Source organism: Tabrizicola flagellatus, assembly GCF_046295235.1.
GTDB lineage: Bacteria > Pseudomonadota > Alphaproteobacteria > Rhodobacterales > Rhodobacteraceae > Tabrizicola > Tabrizicola flagellata_A.
Genome location: NZ_JBKBLV010000034.1, coordinates 1 through 16,119, shown reverse-complemented (window position 1 = coordinate 16,119; position 16,119 = coordinate 1). Strand labels below are relative to the sequence as shown.

15 protein-coding genes and 1 pseudogene are annotated in these 16,119 nt (G+C 67.2%); 2 read left to right on the top strand and 14 right to left on the bottom strand.

What is annotated here, in order from left to right; translation table 11 throughout:
• Window positions 1-2 precede the first annotated feature (2 nt).
• On the top strand, window positions 3-1,631 hold the full coding sequence (locus ACK4IU_RS14345) for an FAD-dependent oxidoreductase (RefSeq protein ID WP_409736387.1): 1,629 nt from the start codon (window positions 3-5) through the stop codon (window positions 1,629-1,631).
• Entirely contained in the window at window positions 1,625-1,825 is a 201-nt protein-coding gene (locus ACK4IU_RS14340) for a DUF2783 domain-containing protein (RefSeq protein ID WP_409736385.1), read from the top strand. The genes ACK4IU_RS14345 and ACK4IU_RS14340 overlap by 7 nt, the downstream gene beginning before the upstream one ends.
• Before the next feature lie 54 nt (window positions 1,826-1,879).
• Here ACK4IU_RS14340 and ACK4IU_RS14335 read toward each other — a convergent pair whose 3' ends face one another.
• From ACK4IU_RS14335 to ACK4IU_RS14270, 14 genes and pseudogenes are all read right to left on the bottom strand, one after another.
• The gene (locus ACK4IU_RS14335; RefSeq protein WP_409736383.1) at window positions 1,880-4,069 is read right to left on the bottom strand and encodes an FAD-dependent oxidoreductase; all 2,190 of its coding nucleotides are present in this window, start codon (window positions 4,067-4,069) and stop codon (window positions 1,880-1,882) included.
• Window positions 4,066-4,518 carry a hypothetical protein gene (locus ACK4IU_RS14330; protein ID WP_409736381.1) on the bottom strand — a complete coding sequence of 151 codons (453 nt, stop codon included), beginning with the start codon at window positions 4,516-4,518 and terminating at the stop codon, window positions 4,066-4,068. Before ACK4IU_RS14330 ends, ACK4IU_RS14335 begins: the two co-directional genes overlap by 4 nt.
• A 283-nt stretch (window positions 4,519-4,801) precedes the next feature.
• The gene (locus tag ACK4IU_RS14325) at window positions 4,802-5,260 is read right to left on the bottom strand and encodes a hypothetical protein (protein WP_409736379.1); all 459 of its coding nucleotides are present in this window, start codon (window positions 5,258-5,260) and stop codon (window positions 4,802-4,804) included.
• Window positions 5,257-5,727, bottom strand: a complete 471-nt coding sequence (locus ACK4IU_RS14320) for a cupin domain-containing protein (protein WP_409736377.1) — start codon at window positions 5,725-5,727, stop codon at window positions 5,257-5,259. The genes ACK4IU_RS14325 and ACK4IU_RS14320 overlap by 4 nt, the downstream gene beginning before the upstream one ends.
• Before the next feature lie 49 nt (window positions 5,728-5,776).
• A complete protein-coding gene (locus ACK4IU_RS14315) occupies window positions 5,777-6,202 on the bottom strand; it encodes a hypothetical protein (RefSeq protein ID WP_409736375.1) in 426 nt (141 codons plus the stop codon).
• Window positions 6,203-6,361: 159 nt separating this feature from the next.
• A complete protein-coding gene (locus ACK4IU_RS14310) occupies window positions 6,362-7,573 on the bottom strand; it encodes an acetyl-CoA C-acetyltransferase (RefSeq protein WP_409736373.1) in 1,212 nt (403 codons plus the stop codon).
• Window positions 7,570-8,207, bottom strand: a pseudogene (locus ACK4IU_RS14305) (glutathione S-transferase family protein). Before ACK4IU_RS14305 ends, ACK4IU_RS14310 begins: the two are co-directional and overlap by 4 nt.
• A 77-nt stretch (window positions 8,208-8,284) precedes the next feature.
• Window positions 8,285-10,057: an acyl-CoA dehydrogenase C-terminal domain-containing protein gene (locus ACK4IU_RS14300; protein ID WP_409736371.1), complete on the bottom strand. Its 1,773-nt coding sequence runs from the start codon at window positions 10,055-10,057 to the stop codon at window positions 8,285-8,287.
• Between the two features lie 52 nt (window positions 10,058-10,109).
• Complete coding sequence (locus ACK4IU_RS14295) at window positions 10,110-10,499, bottom strand: MerR family transcriptional regulator (protein ID WP_409736440.1); 390 nt, start codon at window positions 10,497-10,499, stop codon at window positions 10,110-10,112.
• 224 nt (window positions 10,500-10,723) lie between these two features.
• A complete protein-coding gene (locus ACK4IU_RS14290; protein ID WP_409736369.1) occupies window positions 10,724-12,355 on the bottom strand; it encodes a DUF4139 domain-containing protein in 1,632 nt (543 codons plus the stop codon).
• 101 nt (window positions 12,356-12,456) lie between these two features.
• On the bottom strand, window positions 12,457-13,281 hold the full coding sequence (locus tag ACK4IU_RS14285; protein ID WP_409736367.1) for an aldo/keto reductase: 825 nt from the start codon (window positions 13,279-13,281) through the stop codon (window positions 12,457-12,459).
• A 57-nt stretch (window positions 13,282-13,338) separates the two neighbouring features.
• A complete protein-coding gene (locus tag ACK4IU_RS14280; RefSeq protein ID WP_409736365.1) occupies window positions 13,339-13,773 on the bottom strand; it encodes a hypothetical protein in 435 nt (144 codons plus the stop codon).
• Window positions 13,774-13,809: 36 nt separating this feature from the next.
• Window positions 13,810-14,832, bottom strand: a complete 1,023-nt coding sequence (locus ACK4IU_RS14275; RefSeq protein WP_409736363.1) for an aspartate-semialdehyde dehydrogenase — start codon at window positions 14,830-14,832, stop codon at window positions 13,810-13,812.
• A 91-nt stretch (window positions 14,833-14,923) separates the two neighbouring features.
• Complete coding sequence (locus ACK4IU_RS14270; protein WP_409736438.1) at window positions 14,924-16,093, bottom strand: MFS transporter; 1,170 nt, start codon at window positions 16,091-16,093, stop codon at window positions 14,924-14,926.
• Window positions 16,094-16,119: the final 26 nt, after the last annotated feature.

Genomic DNA, 16,119 nt, shown 5'->3' with positions numbered 1-16,119 from the left:
CGATGACCGAACTTGTCCAGGACCGCTACAAGGTCGCCTTCCGCCTCTATCCCTATGCCCGCTCGCCGGACCAGGACGCCCCGGCGCCGGTCCGCCACAAGGTGATCGTGGTGGGCGGCGGTCCCATCGGCCTGGCCATAGCGCTGGACCTCGGACGACGCGGGGTTCCGGTGCTGCTCCTCGACGATCACGAGGGCGCGGGGCTGGGCAGCCGGGCGCTCTGCTTTGCCAAGCGCACGCTGGAGATCTGCGACCGTCTGGGTGCCGCGGGGCCGATGCTGGCCAAGGGCGTGCAGTGGAACCTGGGCAAGGTGTTCCACGACGACCGACTGCTTTACGAGTTCAACCTCCTGCCCGAAGGCGGCCATGCCTTCCCCGCCTTCATCAACCTGCAACAGCCCTGGTTCGAGAAGTTCCTGCACGACGCGATCCTTACCGCCCAGGCCGAAGGCGCGCCGATCGAGCTGCGCGGGCGCAACCGCGTCGATGCCGTGACGCCCGGGGCCGACCATGTGACGCTGGAGGTGACGACCCCGGACGGCCCCTACCGGCTTCAGGCCGACTGGCTGATCGCCTGCGACGGCGCCCGAAGCCCCTTGCGCGGGATGCTGGGCCTCGCCTTCGACGGCCGGGTGTTCGAGGACAACTTCCTGATCGCCGACGTGAAGATGAAGGCCGACTTCCCGACCGAACGCTGGTTCTGGTTCGAGCCGCATTTCAAGTCCGGCGACTCGGCCCTGCTGCACAAGCAGCCCGACGACATCTGGCGCATCGACTTCCAGCTGGGCTGGAACATCGACCGCGCGCGGGAACTGGAACCGGCCCGCATCCGCGCCCGCGTCGATGCCATGCTGGGGCCGGGGGTGGAATATGAGCTCGACTGGTGCTCGATCTACACCTTCCAGTGCCGGCGAATGGAGCGGTTCCGGCATGGCCGGGTGCTCTTTGCGGGCGATTCGGCGCATCAGGTGTCGCCCTTCGGCGCGCGCGGGGCGAATTCCGGCATCCAGGACGTGGACAACCTGGCCTGGAAACTGGCGCTGGTGGTCGAGGGGACCGCACCGGAAGCCCTGCTGGACAGCTATGACGCCGAACGGGTGCAGGCCGCGGACGAAAACATCCTGAACTCCACACGGGCGACCGATTTCATCACGCCGAAGTCGCCGGTGTCGAAGCTGTTCCGCAACGCCGTCCTGCAACTGGCCGAACACCTGCCCTTCGCCCGGACCCTGGTGAACTCGGGCCGGCTGTCGGTGCCCTGCACCCATGACGGCTCGGCGCTGAACGGGCCGGATCACGCCCTGATGCCGGCCCGCACCCGCCCCGGCAGCCCCTGCCCGGATGCGCCGGCCGCGGGCGGCTGGCTTCTGGCCCAACTCGGGCGCGGCTTCACGCTGATGACGATCGACGCCGAGGCGCCGGAGCGGCTGACCGCCCATGGCCTGACCGTGCCGCGCCTCGCGCTCGCGGCCACGCCCGAACTGACCGCTCGCTACCTGGGCGCGGCGCGGTCTGCGGTCTATCTGATCCGCCCCGACCAGCACGTCGCCGCGCGCTGGGAGGGCTATGACGAGGCCGCCGTCAGCGCCGCGCTGGCCCGCGCCATCGGCAAGGAGGGAGCCCCATGCTGATCACCACCCCGAACCTGACCCGGCCGGACGACAGCTATGCCGCCCTGATCGCCGCCCATGAGGGCTTGAGCGAGGCGGAAAGCCACGCTCTGAACGCGCGGCTGATCCTGATCCTGATGAACCAGGTCGGCGACCATGCCGTCCTGGCCGAGGCCCTGAAGCTGGCCCGCGACCCAGCTGCCGCCCCGGCCTGACGACAGCCAAGGGGGCGCCAAAATTCTTCGCCGAAGAATTTTGGCGCGGTCGCGTCAGGCGGCTGCCTTCTCGCCCCCGAACCGGCCGTAGAAGGTTTCGCCCTTCTCTGCCATCTCACGCAGCAGCGCCGGCGCATGGAAGCGCGGGCCGAACTGGGCCGTAAGGCCGCGGCAGATCTCCACCGCCCGCGCGGCGCCGATCATGTCGAGCCAGCTGAACGGCCCGCCCGACCAGGGCGCAAAGCCCCAGCCCAGGATCGCGCCCACGTCGCCCTCGCGGATGTCGGTCAGGACACCCTCTTCCAGCGCCCGCACCGCCTCGAGCACCTGGGCAAAGAGCATCCGGTGCTGCACATCGGCCAGCGAGGGCTGCATCTTGTCCAAGGGATACTTGTGCGCGAGGCCCTCCCACAGGCCCAGACGCTCGCCCTTGTCGTCATAGGCATAGAAGCCGGCCTTCGCCTTGCGGCCCAGACGCCCCTGATCGGCCATCCAGAACAGCACATGGTCCACCGCCTCGTCGGGGTAGTCCTTGCCCATGGCTTCCTTGGTGGCCTTGGCGATCTTCACGCCAAGGTCGATCGAGGTCTCGTCCACCAGTTGCAGCGGGCCCAGCGGCATGCCCACGAGCTTTGCCGCGTTCTCGATCAGCGCCGGCTCCACCCCTTCGGCGACCATGCGGATGCCTTCGTTGATGTAGGGGATGATGCAGCGGTTGGCGTAGAAGAAGCGGGCGTCGTTGACGACGATCGGGGTCTTGCGGATCTGGCGCACGAAATCCAGCGCCTTGGCGACGGCGCGGTCCCCGGTCTTCCTGCCCCGGATGATCTCGACCAGGTTCATCTTGTCCACCGGGCTGAAGAAGTGGATGCCGATGAACTGGTCCGGCCGCTGGCTGGCGGCGGCAAGGCCGGTGATCGGTAGGGTCGAGGTGTTGGTGGCATAGATGCAGTCCGGCCCCACCGCCGCCTCGACCTTGGCCGTCACCTCGTGCTTGACCTTCGGATCCTCGAAGACCGCCTCCACCACCAGATCGGCGCCAGCGAGCGCCGCGTAATCGGTGGTGGCGGTGATGCGGCCCAGAACCTCGGCCTTCTTCTCCGCCGTCACCTTGCCGCGCTTCATGCCCTTGTCCAGCAGCCCCTCGGAATGCGCCTTGCCGCGGTCGGCGGCTTCTTGCGTCGCGTCGATCAGCACGACCTCGATCCCGGCATTCGCCGCCACATAGGCGATGCCCGCGCCCATCATGCCCGCACCGATCACGCCGAGCTTCCGCACCGCCTGATCCTCGACCCTGGGCCGGTTCGCGCCCTTCTCCAGCGCCTCCTTGTTGATGAAGAGGCTGCGGATCATCGCGCTGGACGAGGGGTTCATCAGCACGCTGGTGAAATGCCGCGCCTCGATCCGCAGCGCCGTGTCGAAGGGCACCAGCGCGCCTTCATACACCGCCGCCAGAAGCGCCTTCGCCGCCGGATAGACGCCCATCGTCTTGCTGTGCACCATCGCGCTGGCACCGACGAAGGTCGGGAACCCGGCCGGGTGATAGGGGGCCCCGCCCGGCATCTTGTAACCCTTGGCGTCCCAGGGTTTCACCAGATCGGCATCGGTGGCCGACAGCACCCATTCCTTCGCGCGTTTCAGAAGGTCTTCCGGCGCCACGACCTCGTCGATCAGCCCGGCGGCCTTGGCCGATTTCGGGTCGGAGAGCTTGCCCTCCAGAAGGAAGGGCGCGGCCATCATCGCGCCCAGCTTGCGCGACAGGCGGGTGGTGCCGCCGGCACCGGGGAAGATGCCGACCATGATCTCGGGCAGGCCGATCTTGGCCTTCGGGTTGTCGGCGGCGATGATCCGGTGGCAGGCGAGCGGCAGTTCCAGCCCGATCCCCAGCGCCGTGCCAGGCAGCGCCGCGACGATCGGCTTGCCGCCTTTCAGCGTCTTCGGGTCCATCCCCGCGCGTTCGATCTTGCGCAGGACCTGGTGCATCTGCATCACGCCATCGAAGATCGCCTGCGCCCCGCCCGCCCGCATCCGCGCGATGACGTTCAGGTCCATCCCACCGGCGAAATCCTTCTTGCCCGAGGTGATGATGATCCCCTTCACCCCCGCGTCGGCCAGCGCCTGATCGACAAGGTCGGACAACAGCGCGAAGGCCTCGGTGGACATCACGTTCATGGACTTGGACGTCACGTCCCACGTGATGGTTGCGACGCCCTCGGCATCGGTGGTCATGGTGAAGTCGGTCATTGCATGAACTCCATCGGCAATCGGTGATCGGTCTCGATCCTGGTCAGCAGGATCGGCCAGCGGGTCTCGCTGGTCGTGTTGTGAACCTTTGTGGCCTTCCACGCGCCGTCGCGGCGCTCCAGCCAGATCCGGCTGTAGAAGGTCGGCACGAGAGGCCTGCCATCGCCCAGGTAACGCGATTCATAGACGCCGATCAGCCGATCGGACCCATCGAATCTGGCCTGAAGCACGTTCAGCCGGACGTCCGTGGCGCCGCGACAGCACAGCATGTCACAAAGCTCGTCAAAGCCCTCGGCAAGCTCGTCCTCGGTCCGCACCAGCAGTCTTGCCGCCGAGGTCACGATCGAGAGCGGCAACTCGACGCAGGCACGATAGGCCTCGAAATTGCCCAGGGTCAGGGCAAGGGCCACGTCGTCGAGAAATCGCTGTAGCGTTTCCGATGCTGTCATAATCCCCTGGACCCAGTGCGCTCCGGCCGTCTGAACCTGCAACCCACCGAAATCACCGAAAATTTCACTGAAATGAACGCTTAACGAGCGGAGCACTATCACATTACAAGCCGTGGTTGAGTCAACATAGCGCGAAGTCTGCCATGTTCCAGACGCAAGTGAGGCGGGCAGGGCAACTTTCTGAACGATCATCGGACGACCTCGCGCGGCCAGCCCGGACAGGGCGTTCCGTCCTTTTGCAACCGGGCGCGCAGGCCGTTCCGGCGGACGTAATGCAGGAAGATCACTCGATGTCTCCCCTGGCCTCGGCAAGGCCGAACTGGTCCAGCAGCATCTCCCGCGTCACCGGCCAGCGGTCGGCTTTGATCTGGTAATGCGCTTCCGAGAACAGCCAGTCCCGGCCTCGCCGCACGATGGCATGCCGCGAGACATGGGGGTACTTGATCGACTGGCCGTTCGCGATCAGATGCGTGTGGTGCCAGCCCTCGATCCGGTCCTGACCGACGAACTCGGCCGCGCGCGCGACCCTTTCGTAATGGGTCACCCCTTCGGATTTCAGAACGTCATGCAGCGCGTCGAAAGTCGGTCGCAGCGCCTCGCGGCTGTCGACCAGCAGGCGGGCGTTCGACGTGTGGATCAGGTAGGGCAGGTCGATCCGGTCGGCATAGGCGTCGAAGTCTCCCGCCAGCACGGCAGCCGACACGAGGTTCAGGGCGTCCTGATAGATCGTCAGCGCCGTCATCGCGGCCCCGTCCAGTCGCTGCCATCCTTGTAGGTGAAGCGGGCCTTGCCGCCCTCGATCTCGACGCGAAGGTCCACGTCGGAATAGGTCGCCACCTCGCGCGGGGCCTTGGTGCCGACGACCAGAAAGCGCGCCACCCGGTCGGTGCGATTGATGAAGTGGTGCCCGTCCGTGCTGCCCGCCGGGAAGGCCGCGCAATCGCCGGGGCGCATCACCGTCTCGCCCGAGTCCTGGACCAGGGTGCATTCGCCCTCGGTCACCATCACGAACTCGTCCTCGTTCAGGTGCCAGTGCCGCAGGCTGGACAGCGCCCCCGGTTCCAGCGTCACCAGGTTCACGCCGAACTGGGTCAGCCCGCCCGCATCGCCAAGCCGCAGGGACGACCGCCCCTTCATCATGCTGGCATAGGGTTCGGGGTAGATCGAGCCGGTCTTCACCGGAACTTTCGCGGGGTCGATCACGGGCATTCGGGGTCTCCTTCCGGGTGCAAACCGCCCGGCCGGAGTTGCCCCTGCGTCAGGCGGACAAGGCCAGTGCCTCGTACTGCTGTGCCAGTTCGGGCATCGACACCTGGGTATAGTTCACCATCTCGACGCGCGGGCCAAGGGAGGTCACGCGGCAGAAGTAGATCGCCGAGGACGACCGCGGCACCCCGCCCTGCATCGGCACCTCGTGCCAGGTGACCCAGACCCGGAAGCGTCCGGCGCGCGGCAGTTCGACCGCCCTCACCTCCGGCCGCAGCGCGACGATCCGGTCCTTGATCAGCGCCTCCCGCATGAGTGCGAAAAGCACCCGAGCCTCCTGCGGGCCGGACAGAAGCAGGCGCTCGCTCGGCAGGAATATGGGCAGCGGAAAGACATAGCTGTCCAGAAGCTCGTCGATACGACCCGAGACAAGCAGGTTGCCCCGGAAACGGAAATGCGCTTCGATCTGCGAATGCATGGCGGGATCGCCTCTCAAACCGATTTGAAGAAGCGACCATCTTGGGAGAATCACCCCGACCGCGACGTAGGATTGCGACATGTGATGCGCCAGATGCGACATCGACGCGGCGTTGCAACGCGCGCAAGCCTTCTGCGACCGTGGGGTCCTGCATCCCTGTCAGACCCGCTCGATGATCGTGGCCGCGCCCATGCCCGAGGCGATGCACAGCGTGGCAAGGCCCAGTTCCTTGTCCTGCCGCTCCAGCTCGTCCAGCAGCGTGCCGATGATGATGGCGCCGGTCGCGCCCAGCGGGTGGCCCATGGCGATGGCCCCGCCGTTGACGTTGACCACCGCGGGCTCCACGTCGAAAGCCTGCTGGAAGCGCAGGACGACGCTGGCGAAGGCCTCGTTGACCTCGAACAGGTCGATGTCGCGGATCGACAGGCCCGAGTCCTTCAGGATCTTCTGCGTCGCCGGCACCGGCCCGGTCAGCATGATCGTGGGGTCGGTGCCGACCTTCGCCGTGGCGCGGATACGGGCGCGCGGTTTCAGGTCATGCGCGCGGCCGAACTCGGCGTTGCCGACCAGCACCGCCGCCGCCCCGTCCACGATGCCGGACGAGTTCCCGGCATGGTGGATGTGGTTGATCCGCTCCAGATGCGGATACTTCATCATTGCCACCTTGTCGAAGCCCGGCATCACCTCGCCCATGTCCTTGAAGGCGGGCTTCAGCGCGCCAAGCGCCTGCATGTCGGTGCCGGGGCGCATGTATTCGTCGCGGTCGAGGATGGTCAGGCCGTTCTGGTCCTTGATGGTCAGGATGGACTTCGCAAAGCGGCCCTCGGCCCAGGCCACCGCCGCCCGGCGCTGGGATTCCATCGCCAGCGCATCTGCCTGGTCGCGGGTAAAGCCGTATTCGGTGGCGATGATGTCGGCCGAAATGCCCTGCGGCACGAAATAGGTCTTCATCGCCAGACCCGGATCGACAGCGATCGCCGCCCCGTCCGAGCCCATGGGGACGCGCCCCATCATCTCGACCCCGCCGGCGATATAGGCGTGGCCCGCGCCGCCCTTCACCTGGTTCGCGGCCAGGTTCACCGCCTCCATGCCGGACGCGCAGAAGCGGTTGATCGCAAGGCCCGGAATGCGTTCGTCAAGGTCCGAGGCCAGCACCGCCGACCGCGCAAGGCATCCGCCCTGTTCGCCGACCTGGGTGACATTGCCCCAGATCACGTCCTCGACCGCATGGCCCTCCAGCCCGTTCCGCTCCTTGATCGCGTTCAGCACCTTGGCCGACAGTGCGACCGAGGTCAGTTCGTGCAGGGACCCGTCCGGCCGGCCCTTGCCGCGCGGGCTGCGGACTGCGTCGTAGATGTAGGCGTCGGTCATGGTGGTCTCCTTACGCCGGGAAGGCCCGGCTCATCAGGTCGTAGGGATGTTGCCAGCCCGGCAGGGCGGCGATGCGGTCAAGCCAGCGGTTGATGTGAGGCCAGTCGGCGCGGGCAAAGCCGAAGGGCTCGGGATAGTAGAGATAGCCGCAGCAGCTGAGGTCGGCGACCGTGGGTGCCTCCCCGACGATCCAGTCGCGGGCGGCGAGGTGGTCGTTCAGCACCGTGTAGGCGGCCTTGAGGCGAGCCTGCAGGAAGGGGACCACGCCTTCGGGGCGTTTCTCGGGCGGCAGGAAGTTCATCAGGAAGCGGCAGGTGCCGATGGTGGTCGAAAGCTTGTGGTTGTCCCAGAACAGCCAGCGCAACACCTCGCGCCTTTCGGCCGCCGACCTCCCGCCCAGCTTGCCGGTCTTGGAGCTGATGTAGTCCAGAATCACCCCTGACTGCGTCAGTGTGGTGTCGCCGTCGATCAGAACCGGGACTTCAGCCATCTCGTTGATCTTCCTGAACTCCGGGCTCCGCGCCTCTCCCTTGAAGAAATCGACATGCACCGGCTCCCACTCAAGACCGGCCAGCTCCAGCGCCAGCGCGCATTTGTAGGCGTTGCCGCTTTCGCCGAAACAGTAGAGCTTCATGCCTTCCTCCCCGAAAGCCAGTGCCACGGACCGGACCCGCGGGGCGTTTCCCCGCCGGGTCCGTCCAGGATCGAAGCCTAGAACGCCTCGGCGGCAAGCGCCATGACGGTATCTGCACCACTTTCGATGCGCATGAGGTGCATAGAACAGGCGGGCAGCTGACGGGCCATGTAGAACCGGCCCGTCGCGATCTTGGCCTCGTAGAAGTCGCGGTCGGTCGCGCCCGCGTCCAGCGCCGCGTAGGCGGCCTTGGCCATCCGGGTCCACATCAGGCCTAGGCAGACATGCCCCATCATGTGCATGAAATCGTAGGAGCCCGCCAGCGCCGCGTTGGGGTTCTTCATGCCATTCTGCATGAAGAACATGCCCGCCTGCTGCAACTGCTTCGACGCGGCCTTCAGCGGCTCGACGAAGCCCGTCATCCGCTCGTCGCCGTCATGCGCCTTGCACTCGGCCTTCACCATCTCGAAGAAGGCCATCACATGCTTGCCGCCATCCTGGGCCAGCTTGCGGCCCACCAGGTCCAGGGCCTGCACCCCGTTCGCGCCTTCGTAGATCATCGCGATCCGGGCATCGCGGGCGAACTGCGACATGCCCCATTCCTCGATATAGCCATGACCGCCATAGACCTGCTGGGCCTGCACCGCCATCTCGAAACCCTTGTCGGTCTGGAACCCCTTGAGGACCGGGGTCAGAAGGCCCACCAGCCCGTCCGCCGCCGCGTCACCGTTGTGAGCCCGGTCGATCAGCGTCGCGCCCCAGTAGGTCAGCGCCCGGGCGCCCTCGACGAAGCTTTTCTGCTCCATCAGATTGCGGCGGATGTCGGGGTGGACGATCAGCGGGTCAGCCGGACCGTTCGGGTTCTTCGCCCCCGTCACGTCGCGGCCCTGCAGGCGGTCCTTCGCATAGGCCAGCGCGTTCTGATACGCCGCCTCGGCCACCGCATAGCCCTGCAAAGCCACGCCCAGCCGCGCCTCGTTCATCATCGTGAACATGGCGCGCATGCCCTTGTGCAACTCGCCCAGAAGCCAGCCGGTCGCGCCGTCGTAGTTCATCACGCAGGTCGCGTTGCCGTGGATGCCCATCTTTTCCTCGACCTTGCCCACGGACACGGCGTTCCGCGCCCCCAGCGAGCCGTCGTCGTTCACGAGGAACTTCGGCACGATGAAGAGGCTGATCCCCTTCGTTCCCTCGCCGCCGCCCGGGGCCTTGGCCAGTACCAGATGGACGATGTTCTCGGCCATGTCGTGATCGCCGGCCGAGATGAAGATCTTCTGCCCGGTGATCTTGTAGCTGCCATCCGCCTGCGGCTCGGCCCTGGTGCGCAAGAGGCCAAGGTCGGTGCCGCAATGCGGCTCGGTCAGATTCATCGTGCCGGTCCAGTCGCAGGTGACCAGCTTCGGCAGCCATTTCCGCTTCTGCTCCTCGGTCCCGTGGACGAGGATCGCGGAATAGGCGCCATGGGTCAGGCCCTGGTACATGTTGAAGGCCATGTTGGCCGAGACGAAGGTCTCGTTCACCGCGGTGTGCATCAGGTAGGGCAGGCCCTGACCACCGTATTCCGGGGCGGCATCCAGCGACATCCAGCCGCCTTCGGACAGGGTACGGAACGCCTCCTTGAACCCTTTCGGAGTGCGGACGACGCCGTTTTCCAGCTTGCAGCCTTCGACGTCGCCGACCACGTTCAGCGGAGCCAGGATGTCCTGCGCGACCTTGGCCGCCTCGTCGAAGACCGCCTCGGTGAAGCTGCGGTCAAGGTCGGAGTAGCCGGGAATGTCCGCCTCGCTGATCTTCAGAAGATCGTGCAGCAGGAACTGCATGTCTTTCACGGGGGCGGTATAGCTCGGCATGGTCGTCTCCTCTTCCCACATGCTGTGCCGCGCCCGCCAGGGGCGCGGGTCTTCAGGCGGCCTTCTGCGGCACCAGCCCCTTCGCCTCGGCCTCGCGCAACTCGGCGCGCAGCTCGGCGATGGCCAGGTCCAGCTCGGCGCGCTGGGCCTCCATCTCGGCCAGCCGCTTCACGGCCAGCTCATAGGCCCTGCGGCGCTGGGCGGTCAGCCCGCCCTCGCGGTCGTAAAGGTCCAGCGTCTGCCGGATGTCCTCCAGGCTGAAGCCGAACCGCTTGCCGCGCAGGATCAGCGCCAGCCGCGCCCGGTCGCGCCGGGTGAACAGCCGCTTGGTCCCCACGCGGATCGGGGTCAGCAGTTCCTTGGCCTCGTAGAACCGCAAGGTGCGCGGGGTCACGTCGTAGGTCTCGCACATCTCGCGGATGGTCATCACGTCACTCGATATCTCGGTCGTCATGGTCGCACTCGTCATAAAGGCATCACTGCCGGCGCAGATGCGAACCCGCAGACAGGATTACCAGAGCAGTTGACGTTAACGTCACTGTGACGTCACGTCAGAATCGCGCCTGACGTGAAGTCAGATCGGCGCGGACGCGGCGCGCGGGTGACGCAACGGCAAGGGCCGGGCCTCGCCGACCCGGCCCGCGGCGCCCGTGCGGGGCAGAGCGATCAGCGCAGGACCATGCCTTCCGGCCAGGTCAGGGTCTGTTCGAGGGTGATCGTCTGCTTGCCCCCGGCAGGCAGATCGAACTCCCAGGCCAGGATGCCGCGCTGGCCGTCAACATCGGTTTCCGAAGGTTTCGGGCTGGCCGCGAATGCGATCTCCAGATCGTCCTGCTCGCTGTAGGGCACCTGGTCCAGGATCCGCACGGGCCAGGCCTCGGGCCCGGTGTTCTCGACGGTGATCAGCGCGCTTTCGCTCTGCCGGTTGGCGCTGACGAAGATCCCGGTCTCGCCCCCGGCGCGCTTCGGCATCTCGCGCTTGACCCGCAGCGTCTCGAGCGCCCCGAAGCCCACATCCGTCTCGACCCCCGGCGCGATCACGTCCAGCCAGGTCTGCCCGACCAGCACGCCCTCACGGAACAGCATCGCCTGGCCGGGCAACAAGGGTTCGTCGCTGCCGTTGGTGAAGCGGGCGGTCACGAAGGCGGTCCGGTCCAGCCGGGGCACGGCCACCGCCTTCACCACCGGCGTGAAGTCCAGGCTGTCCAGTGCAAGCCGCAGGTTCTCGGCCCCCGTCGCCACGGTCACCGGCTCGGGATAGTTGTAGACGACCGTGTCGCCCTCCAGCGCCATGCCGGCGGTGACCGGGGCGGGCGCGGCCTCGGCCACCGGCGCGTCCTGCATCGCCATGTCCGCCCCGCCCAGCGACTTCCGCGCCAAGGCCTCGGGTTCGACCTCCGGCCCGATGCTGCGCAGTTCGGGCCAGAGCTGCGACGGCGCCGCCTGTTCCGAAGGGCGCGACGAGGACAGGGTCAGCGCCACGCCGTCCCAGTCCTCGCCGGTGTGCTGCGTCACGAGGACCGATCGGTCCAGCGTCAGCCGGTCGCCACCCTGCCGGGTCAGGTTCAGGTCATAGACCGGTTGCCAGCTGGCATTGCCGAGATACTGGGTGACCGTGAGGGTCTGCGCGCCGGCGGCACCCGCCGTCACGGCGACCGACAGCGCGGTATAGTCCATGTCGGCGGAGGGAAGCGCATCACGGGCCGCCTGCGCCTTGGCCAGCCTTTCCTGCGCCTCGGCCACGGATTTCTCGGCGGGCGGAAGCTCTGCCCGCGCGGCCAGCGCAGCCTGCCGCGCGGCGAGCGTCTCGGCGCCGATCATCCCGGCCATCGCCTTGATGGTCTCGGGCGTGGCCCCGTCGGGCAGCGCGCCCGAAAAGGAGGCGAGGAACCGCACCTGCGCCTCGGCGGCCTCGACCTTCGCCTGAATCGCCTCCAGGGCCAGCTGGGCGCGGACGGCTTCGGCTTCGGCCGCCTCCACGTCGGCCTTCGCGGCGCGCTGGGCGTCGGTCAGCGGCGTTTCGCGCGGGGGCAGGCGGTCGGCGCGCAGCGCGAAGGCGCCGACCTGCAACCCCTTCGAGCCGACCAACCGGATCAGGCCGGGATCGCTGTCCAGCGGCATGTCTGTCACCAGAAGCTCATGGGGTCCGGCCTCGGGGGCGGTGAAGCTGACCTCGCGCGTCAGTCGGGCGCCATCGGGATAGACGGTGACGGCGGTGATCCGGCTGGTCGCCGCGATGGTGTCGGCACAGGCGGGCGGGGCGGTGGTGACGAGCAGGGCGACGATCAGGGCGCGCATGGACGATGCCTTTCGGTTGACATGCGCCCGCAGGTTAGGGCGGCCCTGCCCGGGCGGGCAAGGCGGCAAAACCCTTCCCAAGGATCAGCTGCCGGCCGGCGTCACATCATTTCGAACCGCGCCGGATCGGGCCCGCAGCGCGCACCTTCGTCCAGGCTGGCCATGGCAGCCATCTCGGCGTCGGTCAGCGCGAAGTCGAAGAGGTCCAGGTTTTCGCGCAGCCCGGCCTCGCGGGTGGATCTGGGGATGACCGAGGCTCCGATCTGGAGGTGCCAGCGCAGGATCACCTGGGCCGGGCTCTTGCCGGTGCGGCGCGCGACGGCCTGCACCGGGGCGGCGTCGAAACTGCGGCCCTGGCCAAGCGGCGTCCAGCTTTGCGTGACGATTCCGTGCGCCGCATGGAAGGCGCGCAGGGCGGGCTGCTGCAGGCGCGGGTTGATCTCCACCTGGTTCAGGACCGGGGTGACCCCGGTTTCGCCGATGATGCGCTCCAGATGCGGCTCCTGAAAGTTCGAGACGCCGATGGATCGCGCCTTGCCCTCTTCGCGCAGCCGGATCAGCGCGCGCCAGGTGTCGAGATAGAGGCCCTGCGCCGGGCAGGGCCAATGGATCAGAACCAGGTCGACATGGGCCAGGCCAAGACGCTTCAGGCTGGCCTCGGCCGCGCGGATCGCCTTGTCGAAGCCCTGTTCGCTGTTCCAGACCTTCGTCGTGACAAAGATGTCCTCTCGCGGCAGGCCCGACCGCCGGATACCCTCGCCCTGGCCTTCCTCGTTGCCGTAGATCGCCGCGCCATCGACCAGCCGATAACCCAGCCGCAGGGCGGTGGCCGTGGTCTCGGCCGTGATGGCGGCAGGGACCTGCCAGAGGCCGAAGCCCAGCTGCGGCATCTGCCGGCCGTCATTGAGGGAAAGCATCGGGGTCATCGCGGGTCTCCTGTCGGGGTGGACAGGAAAGCCCGTGCGGCGGGCAGGTGCAAGGCGTCAGGGACGGGCAAGCGCCTGGACGGCGAGACCCGGCCGTGGATGTCCGGGGAACCCGGCTCCGAAGCGGCGGACGAGGTCGAGATACGCTGGGCCGACCTGACTGGACTTCGCGATGGCCTTTCCGGTTGCGGTCTCGACGAGCACAAGCCCGCCGCCGGAAGGAACGAACCTCAATCCCCGTTCGGCAAGCAGCTTCTGCAACTGCCCCCAAGTCTCCGAACCCGCCAGGGCCTCGGCGACGAGAAGCCGAAGGCGCACGAGGAGCCGCTCGTCGATGACTTCGTCACTCCTCGCTTTGTGGCGCTCGCAACGCTGAACCTCCAGCCGGACAAGATCCCGCAACACCGCACCGGGTGTCTCGTCCCGCTCCTGGCACAGCGCCGCGAATCGTCGCCACAAGAGGTCATCGCAATGAAAAAGGGTCTCGGCCATAAGCCAAGACCCTCCCGCATCAGGGTTAAGAAACCCTTAGCCCTTCTTCAGGACCTTCTGGCCCAGCAGCTCGGCGATCTGCACCGCGTTCAGCGCCGCGCCCTTGCGAAGGTTGTCGCTGACGCACCACAGGTTCAGCCCGTTCTCGATGGTCGAATCCTGGCGCACGCGGCTGACATAGGTCGCGAACTCGCCCACGCATTCGATCGGCGTGATGTAGCCACCCGGTTCGCGCTTGTCGATCAGCATGACACCGGGCGCCTCGCGCAGGATGTCCTGCGCCTCCTGCCAGTCCAGGAACTCCTCGGTCTCGATGTTGATCGCCTCGGAATGGCCGACGAAGACCGGCACCCGCACGCAGGTCGCGGTGACCTTGATCGAGGGGTCGAGGATCTTCTTCGTCTCGGCCACCATCTTCCATTCTTCCTTGGTCTCGCCCGAGTCCATGAAGACGTCGATATGCGGGATCACGTTGAAGGCGATCTGCTTCGAGAACTTCTTCGGCGGCACGTCATCGACCGGGTTATAGATGGCCTTGGTCTGGTTCCAGAGCTCGTCCATCCCCTCCTTCCCGGCACCCGAGACGGACTGGTAGGTCGCCACCACCACCCGCTTGATCCTGGCCCGGTCATGCAGGGGCTTCAGCGCCACCACCATCTGCGCGGTCGAGCAGTTGGGGTTCGCGATGATGTTCCTGTTCTTGTAGGCATGGATCGCATCGGCGTTCACTTCCGGCACGATCAGCGGGATCTCGGGGTCGTAGCGATAGAGCGACGAGTTGTCGATCACCACGCAGCCCGCCGCCGCCGCCTTGGGCGCATAGACCTTGGTCGCCTCGGACCCCACGGCGAACAGCGCGATGTCCCAGCCGGTAAAGTCGAAGGTGTCCAGATCCTTGGTCTTGATAGTCTTGTCGCCGAAGCTGACTTCAGTGCCCAGAGATTTGCGCGACGCCAGCGCGGCGATCTCGTCAACCGGGAACTCGCGCTCGGCGAGGATGTTCAGCATTTCGCGGCCCACGTTGCCCGTGGCACCCGCGACGACGACCTTGTAGCCCATCGGGGTTCTCCTTGTCCGCCCCCGCCCTTCGGGGACGGGCGGGCCATAGCGCAAGGCCGCGCTACGGAAAAGCGGATTCGTCCGCCCCGGTTCAGTCGGCGCGGTCCCGTGACAGGAGATAGACAACCAGACCGATCGCGGTGGCCAGCGCGAAGAACAGGAACACCGCCGCGTATGGCGCGGCCGGGGTGACAGGCTCGGTCGCGGCATGGATGCGGCCGGTCACGATCTGGGCGATGCCGATCGGCGCGATGCCGAACAGGTTCAGAAGCGTCACCCCCCGCCCGGTCAGATGTGCCGGCACGAAGGTCCGGCCATGCGCCAGCACGATGGGAAAGCTCGCCCCGAAGAAGCCCGCGGCAAGCAGCAGCACCACCGCCACCATCGGCGGCGCGGCGGCGAACCACCAGAGGCCGAAGAGGCAGACCAGCATCGCCGTATTGCCGAGGATGACCAGCAGCTTGCGGCTGGGAAACCAGCGGTCGAGCGGCCCGTAGGCGAAGTTGCCCGCTACCATGGCCAGCCCCATCCACAGGCTGATCCGCCCGATCTCCAGCTGGTCCGCGCCGTGGACATCGGCGAAATAGGGCCCGATCCACAGCCCCCGCAGCCCGGCGATCGGCGCATAGCAGACCGTCATCATGATCAGGACGGGCCAGAGCAGCGGCATCCGCAGAAGCTCCAGGAGAGAGCCGTCGCGCGCGCCCGCCAGCCGTTCGGGATCGCGCACCAGGACCAGGATCGCCAGCGCCACGGCCCCGGTGACTGCCGCCAGACCCAGCACCGTCGCGCGCCAGCCGAAGGCCGTGACCGCCCAGGACAGGGGCAGCGACGAGGCAACGTTGCCCAGCGTCCCGACCGCCAGGGTCAGCGCCGCCAGCGTGCCGAAGGCAGCGGGCGCGAACTGGCGGGCGAAGATGAAATAGCTCGCCATCAGGACTGGCGCGCAGCCCACCCCGATCAGCGCCATGGCGATCTTGATCTGCCCTGCCCCCGTCGCCTGGGAAAACAGCACCGCGCCCCCGGCCCCCACCGCCATCAAGAGGCCCGAGGTCAGCCGCGGCCCCACCCGGTCCAGCCAGGCGCCGATCGGGATCTGCATCGCCGCAAAGGCCAGGAACCACCAGCCCGAGGCCGAGGCCAGCTCGGCCGCCGTCACCCCCAGTTCCCGCGTCAGGACCGGCGACAGCACCGCGAGGAAGGCGCGGTAGAACTGGCTCAGGACATAGGCGAGGATCAGGGCGGCGATGCCGATGCGCATGGCGGAACTTTCGGTGCGTCCAGCGC

What these genes read in the sequence shown, in the direction of transcription:
- ACK4IU_RS14315 (WP_409736375.1), bottom strand. Translation starts at nt 6,202, where the DNA reads ATGCATTCGCAGATCGAAGCGCATTTCCGTTTCCGGGGCAACCTGCTT.
- ACK4IU_RS14345 (WP_409736387.1), top strand. Translation starts at nt 3, where the DNA reads ATGACCGAACTTGTCCAGGACCGCTACAAGGTCGCCTTCCGCCTCTAT.
- ACK4IU_RS14290 (WP_409736369.1), bottom strand. Translation starts at nt 12,355, where the DNA reads ATGCGCGCCCTGATCGTCGCCCTGCTCGTCACCACCGCCCCGCCCGCC.
- ACK4IU_RS14285 (WP_409736367.1), bottom strand. Translation starts at nt 13,281, where the DNA reads ATGACCCCGATGCTTTCCCTCAATGACGGCCGGCAGATGCCGCAGCTG.
- ACK4IU_RS14300 (WP_409736371.1), bottom strand. Translation starts at nt 10,057, where the DNA reads ATGCCGAGCTATACCGCCCCCGTGAAAGACATGCAGTTCCTGCTGCAC.
- ACK4IU_RS14270 (WP_409736438.1), bottom strand. Translation starts at nt 16,093, where the DNA reads ATGCGCATCGGCATCGCCGCCCTGATCCTCGCCTATGTCCTGAGCCAG.
- ACK4IU_RS14310 (WP_409736373.1), bottom strand. Translation starts at nt 7,573, where the DNA reads ATGACCGACGCCTACATCTACGACGCAGTCCGCAGCCCGCGCGGCAAG.
- ACK4IU_RS14325 (WP_409736379.1), bottom strand. Translation starts at nt 5,260, where the DNA reads ATGACGGCGCTGACGATCTATCAGGACGCCCTGAACCTCGTGTCGGCT.
- ACK4IU_RS14335 (WP_409736383.1), bottom strand. Translation starts at nt 4,069, where the DNA reads ATGACCGACTTCACCATGACCACCGATGCCGAGGGCGTCGCAACCATC.
- ACK4IU_RS14330 (WP_409736381.1), bottom strand. Translation starts at nt 4,518, where the DNA reads ATGACAGCATCGGAAACGCTACAGCGATTTCTCGACGACGTGGCCCTT.
- ACK4IU_RS14275 (WP_409736363.1), bottom strand. Translation starts at nt 14,832, where the DNA reads ATGGGCTACAAGGTCGTCGTCGCGGGTGCCACGGGCAACGTGGGCCGC.
- ACK4IU_RS14320 (WP_409736377.1), bottom strand. Translation starts at nt 5,727, where the DNA reads ATGCCCGTGATCGACCCCGCGAAAGTTCCGGTGAAGACCGGCTCGATC.
- ACK4IU_RS14340 (WP_409736385.1), top strand. Translation starts at nt 1,625, where the DNA reads ATGCTGATCACCACCCCGAACCTGACCCGGCCGGACGACAGCTATGCC.
- ACK4IU_RS14280 (WP_409736365.1), bottom strand. Translation starts at nt 13,773, where the DNA reads ATGGCCGAGACCCTTTTTCATTGCGATGACCTCTTGTGGCGACGATTC.